Annotated in this window: 5 protein-coding genes; 1 reads left to right on the top strand and 4 read right to left on the bottom strand. The window is 40.1% G+C overall.

The window, feature by feature from the left end:
- A partial coding sequence (locus tag PN499_RS10820; RefSeq protein ID WP_272031868.1) for a transposase occupies positions 1 to 109 on the top strand: 109 nt, incomplete at its 5' end.
- A 35-nt stretch (positions 110 to 144) separates the two neighbouring features.
- On the opposite strand, the gene PN499_RS10815 is transcribed toward PN499_RS10820, so the two are convergent.
- From PN499_RS10815 to PN499_RS10800, 4 genes are all read right to left on the bottom strand, one after another.
- Entirely contained in the window at positions 145 to 663 is a 519-nt protein-coding gene (locus PN499_RS10815) for a helix-turn-helix domain-containing protein (RefSeq protein WP_272031867.1), read from the bottom strand.
- A gap of 5 nt (positions 664 to 668) precedes the next feature.
- Positions 669 to 1,106, bottom strand: coding sequence for a DUF6932 family protein (locus PN499_RS10810; protein ID WP_272031866.1), 438 nt, complete (start codon positions 1,104 to 1,106; stop codon positions 669 to 671).
- Between the two features lie 98 nt (positions 1,107 to 1,204).
- Complete coding sequence (locus PN499_RS10805) at positions 1,205 to 2,038, bottom strand: phosphate ABC transporter substrate-binding protein (protein ID WP_272031864.1); 834 nt, start codon at positions 2,036 to 2,038, stop codon at positions 1,205 to 1,207.
- Between the two features lie 143 nt (positions 2,039 to 2,181).
- Positions 2,182 to 3,624, bottom strand: a complete 1,443-nt coding sequence (locus tag PN499_RS10800; RefSeq protein WP_272031863.1) for a methyl-accepting chemotaxis protein — start codon at positions 3,622 to 3,624, stop codon at positions 2,182 to 2,184.
- Between the last annotated feature and the right edge of the window lie 691 nt (positions 3,625 to 4,315).

Raw genomic sequence — 4,315 nt, 5'->3', positions numbered from 1 at the left:
TGTGATGGAGGGAATTAATAACAAGATTAAATTGATTATTAGACAAAGCTATGGCTTTAAGACCTTTGATTCTTTACGAGAAAAGTTATTAGCTTGCTTACTTAAATAAGCCGTGCTTATCACCACAGGTACGGGAGAGCCCCCTTATGAAGTTTTAGCCGTCATACTCACTTTTTCCTTTCGCCATTTTTCTGCACTCTGTTTAACAGCTTCTATTTCCTGGAAATCTACCTGCATCACAGCCGTTTCAAATTCTACGCCCAAAACCGTGCTAACTTCGAGTATTTCTACAAAACTGGCACATTGATAATCTGTATCCTCATACTGCTTAACTCGCTGTTCTTCAATTCCTAGTATCTGAGCTAATTCTTGCTGACTTATTTTGGCGGCTATCCTAGCTTTAATTAAAGCATCAGGTAACTTATTTATACTCTCAACTTTAATTTGAATCGGCTGGTTTTGGTCACAATTAATAAGTCTTTCATATTCAGCAATTTCTGCTTGTAAAGCCATCAGGTGAGATTGTTTGACATCGCAAGAAAGTTGCCACCCTTCGGGGTCTTTTTTCTTGAGTTCTTCATCTTGTTCTAACGCCTTAATAGAATATTGAAATTTTCGAGCGCATTCTTGACTGTATTCATACTGTTTTTCATTTTTAATCATGGTTTCTACCTCAATAAATTTATAGCAATAATGCCTTTGGGATTTAACTCTCTGTCACGCTGAAAGAATTCTAAAGAAGCTAAGCCGTAATCTCCTACGGGTTGATCTGAACGAAAAATTTCACCTTTATATTTAGCTTTTTGTGCGCTACGATCCAAATAATTTAGTAATCTAGGGGCATTTTTTCGGAGATAATCGTAATCAACATCTTCTGGTTCCCAACACGCATCAAAATCACCTGGTTTTGGTTTACTGGTAACAAAACTACCATCAATATAAATGGTTCTACAGCCTGCTGCTTTTAATTGGATCATAGCCAATTCCAAACCATCTATCATCTGCCGCCTCGTAGAATTTGTACCAAATCTCTCCTTAAACTCTTCCCATTCGCAAAAATGCACTCCTGGTGGTAGATTGCCGTTTTCATCAAATGCTGGAATCACTTCTTCACACCCACTCCTCAAATTGATTATCCGGCTTTTAATCGTACAACAATATGCTTATAACTCATGCAGGCTTATTTTAGGTAAAACCTTAAGAATCATTTCACTGGTGCAAACTTTTTCTGCTTAACAATTGCTTGCGCCTCCTGAGAAAGACTAAAATCTATAAACTCCTTTACCAAAGCTGAGGGAGGATTTTTCGTAACCACATTTAGAGGGCGAGTAATGGGAAATTTACCACTACTAACATTTTCATTAGTAGGGGTGACTCCGTTAATTGGTAATAATTTAATGTCCTTAATAGATTCTACAACACCAATAGAACTAAAACCAATAGCCTGGGGTTTCCCAACCATAGCCTGTACGAGTTCGTCCGTTTCAGTAACAACTACATCAGCGCGAATCGCACTTTTTTCTAATTTGAAATAATTCAAAAAAGGTTCTAATGCAGCCACTCCCTCAGAGCGATGGATAACCAAAATAGGTTGATTTTTGCCACCTACTTGTTGCCAATTCTTAATCTTGCCAGTGTAGATATTAACAATCTGCTGGTTTGTCAGACTTTTAACTGGATTGTCCCTGTGTATAGTTACTGATATGCCATCTTTAGCAATAGTAGAAGCCAATAAGTCTTTCTCATCAGCTTTCATTGAGCGAGCAACCATTCCTATATCCGCAGTCCCCTGGCGTACATCTGCAATTCCGCGCCAAGTAGCATTTTCTTTGACATCAATTTTAACTCCGGGGTGTGCAGTTTCATAGGGCTTGGCTATTTCAGAAAGAATAGATCCGATTGTATGCGAACCGCTTAAAGTTATCTTCTTGGACGAGGGAGTAGGAGTTGGTGGCGCTATAACCTCTGACGGCTGGCTACAGGATTGTAGCCAGAGACAAGTAGCAAAACTAAGAGAAACTTGTATTACCGTTTGCATGATTTTCATAATATTTGCCGATTAATTTGCGGAAATCTTATAACCGAAGGAAGAAGGAAGAAGGAAGAAGGAAGAAGGAAGAAAGGGAAAATTGGGAGTCTCTTTCCCAATTAGCAATTACCAATTACCAATTACCAATCATACTACAAAACTGCTTTGAGATTCTGGGAAGCTTGGTTTAGCTCTTCGGTACCTTCTTTCGTTTTAGAAATACCAATCGCGCTTTCTTCTGCTCCCTGATTAATAGTTTTCATTGCATCAACTACCTGCTCAACAGCTAGTGCTTGTTGTTGAGCGGTAAGGGAAATTTGTTGAGTGCTAACTGCAATGCCGTTAATAGCATTAGCGACAGCGGAAAAAACTTCTGCCGTTCCTTGAGCTAATTCCATCCCCGAATCCACAGTTTTTGTGCCTTCATTCGTTGTTTTTACTGATAAATCGATCGCAGCTTGAATATCAGCAACGAGATTATTAATTTTGGTGGCTGAGGTTTTGCTACGATCGGCTAATTGACGAATTTCATTAGCAATAACAGCAAATCCCTTGCCGCGATCGCCAGCACGCACCGCTTCTACAGCCGCATTCAAAGCTAGCATATTTGTTTGGTTTGCTAATTCGCTCACTAAACCTGAGATAGTTCCAATCTGGTTAGCTTGCTCATTTAAGTGCGTAATTTGATTGGCGATCGCTTCCACTTTCCCTTTCAGCGCCGTCATTCCATCCAAAGTACGCTCTACAGCCTGAGTTCCTCCCTCAGACAACTTTAAGGCTTGACGCGCTCCTGTGGCTGCTGATTGCGCTTGCTGGGCTGTAGTCTGTGAGGATGCACCTAATTCATCCATTGTAATGCTGGTTTGACTCACAGCAGCAGCTTGCTGGCTAGCAGTGCGTTCTTGCTGGTCTACGGTAGCCGTAATCTTAATTGAAGAAGTAGCGATCGCATCTGCTACTCCATTCATCATCCTACCAATATCCGACGCAACCCAAAGACCAATAGCGAAGGAACCAATTGCAGACACCGCCGTACCAATCAGAATCAATGCCAGTAGCGATCGCGTTTCGTTTTCTTCTTGTTGAGATGCTTTTGCTAAAAATGCAAGTTCTTTTGTGAGAATATCTTCTCGTACCCGATCGATTTCATTTACCCGTAGGGAACCCGTAAGATTTTTGGCATAACCAAGATCGCCTTTTTTTACCAATCCGAACACTTGTTTAGAAATTTTATCTAAGCTATCTATTTCTGTGACCATAATAGTCAGCAGCTTTTGCTGTTCATTATCTTGAAAATAATTATCTAGTTCAACGGTTGCCTTCCGAAAATTCTCCAATCCTAATTCATATCTCTTTTGGTAACTAATGTCTTGGGGAAATAGCACCTGACCCCTGACATTACGGATCATTACTGACAGGCTTTGAGTTACATCTACTATGCTGATAATGGTGTTTTGAGAACGCTTTACTTTCCGATCTATAGCATCTCGACTAACAGCACCTATGTAGAGAAGACAGCCTAAGCTTATTAAAAATAAAATCGGTAAACCATATCCAATTAGAATGCGGTTTTTTAGTTTTAAATTAGAAAACATATTTGATTCCTCGCAGGTGGTTGTCCTGGTTGTGGGAAGTAGGATAGACCTAAAAAGTGATAATTGCCTTTCTATTTTAACAAAAATAGTCTGGAAATATTTATAATCTAAATCTTTTCCCTGCTGCTTTCGGACGAATGCTTTTATCTTCTAATTATGAGCTACGAAGCGCAGTTACAAGTGTCAGAAGCAAGCCGAATCAACCCGGAAGCCCAGTCAAGCGTAGCGCAGTTGCTCACCATAAAGCAATCTGAGCAAAGCGAAACAATCTACTACGTTAATAAAGAGAGGAAAATCAGCCCTTTTTTTAAGGGGAGTTCGGAGGAGCGGAGTTTCAGACTTTAATGCGTAAGTTCTGAGCTAGTTTGCTTCTAGGCTGGCTCCTTATGTTACCTTGTAATTATTAGTGAGCCAACTGAAAGAGCGCACATCGATCACCTCAACCCCGTTCCACTTATGTCAGCCAAAAAATCAAAAAACTTCCTTCCTTTTTTCCTGTTCTTAGCTGTGGTATTTGTTATGTGGGGCGACAGCTTTACTTTTCTACCTAAACCTGTAAAAGATGCTAGCTTACAAAGCAGAAATTTTGTAGTTGGACTATGGCCCAAGTGGTTGAAGCCAAAGAATACCAACGAGCAAAGACAGAAGGATATAGAAAACTTAGACCAAAAGGCAAGTCCCAGTCCTTGAG

It is taken from the genome of Kamptonema animale CS-326, assembly GCF_028330895.1.
Lineage (GTDB): Bacteria > Cyanobacteriota > Cyanobacteriia > Cyanobacteriales > Microcoleaceae > Kamptonema > Kamptonema formosum.
Note: the sequence above shows the minus strand (reverse complement) of the source record. Positions and strands in the feature narration are given on the sequence as shown.

What these genes read in the sequence shown, in the direction of transcription:
- PN499_RS10815 (WP_272031867.1), bottom strand. Translation starts at nt 663, where the DNA reads ATGATTAAAAATGAAAAACAGTATGAATACAGTCAAGAATGCGCTCGA.
- PN499_RS10800 (WP_272031863.1), bottom strand. Translation starts at nt 3,624, where the DNA reads ATGTTTTCTAATTTAAAACTAAAAAACCGCATTCTAATTGGATATGGT.
- PN499_RS10805 (WP_272031864.1), bottom strand. Translation starts at nt 2,038, where the DNA reads ATGCAAACGGTAATACAAGTTTCTCTTAGTTTTGCTACTTGTCTCTGG.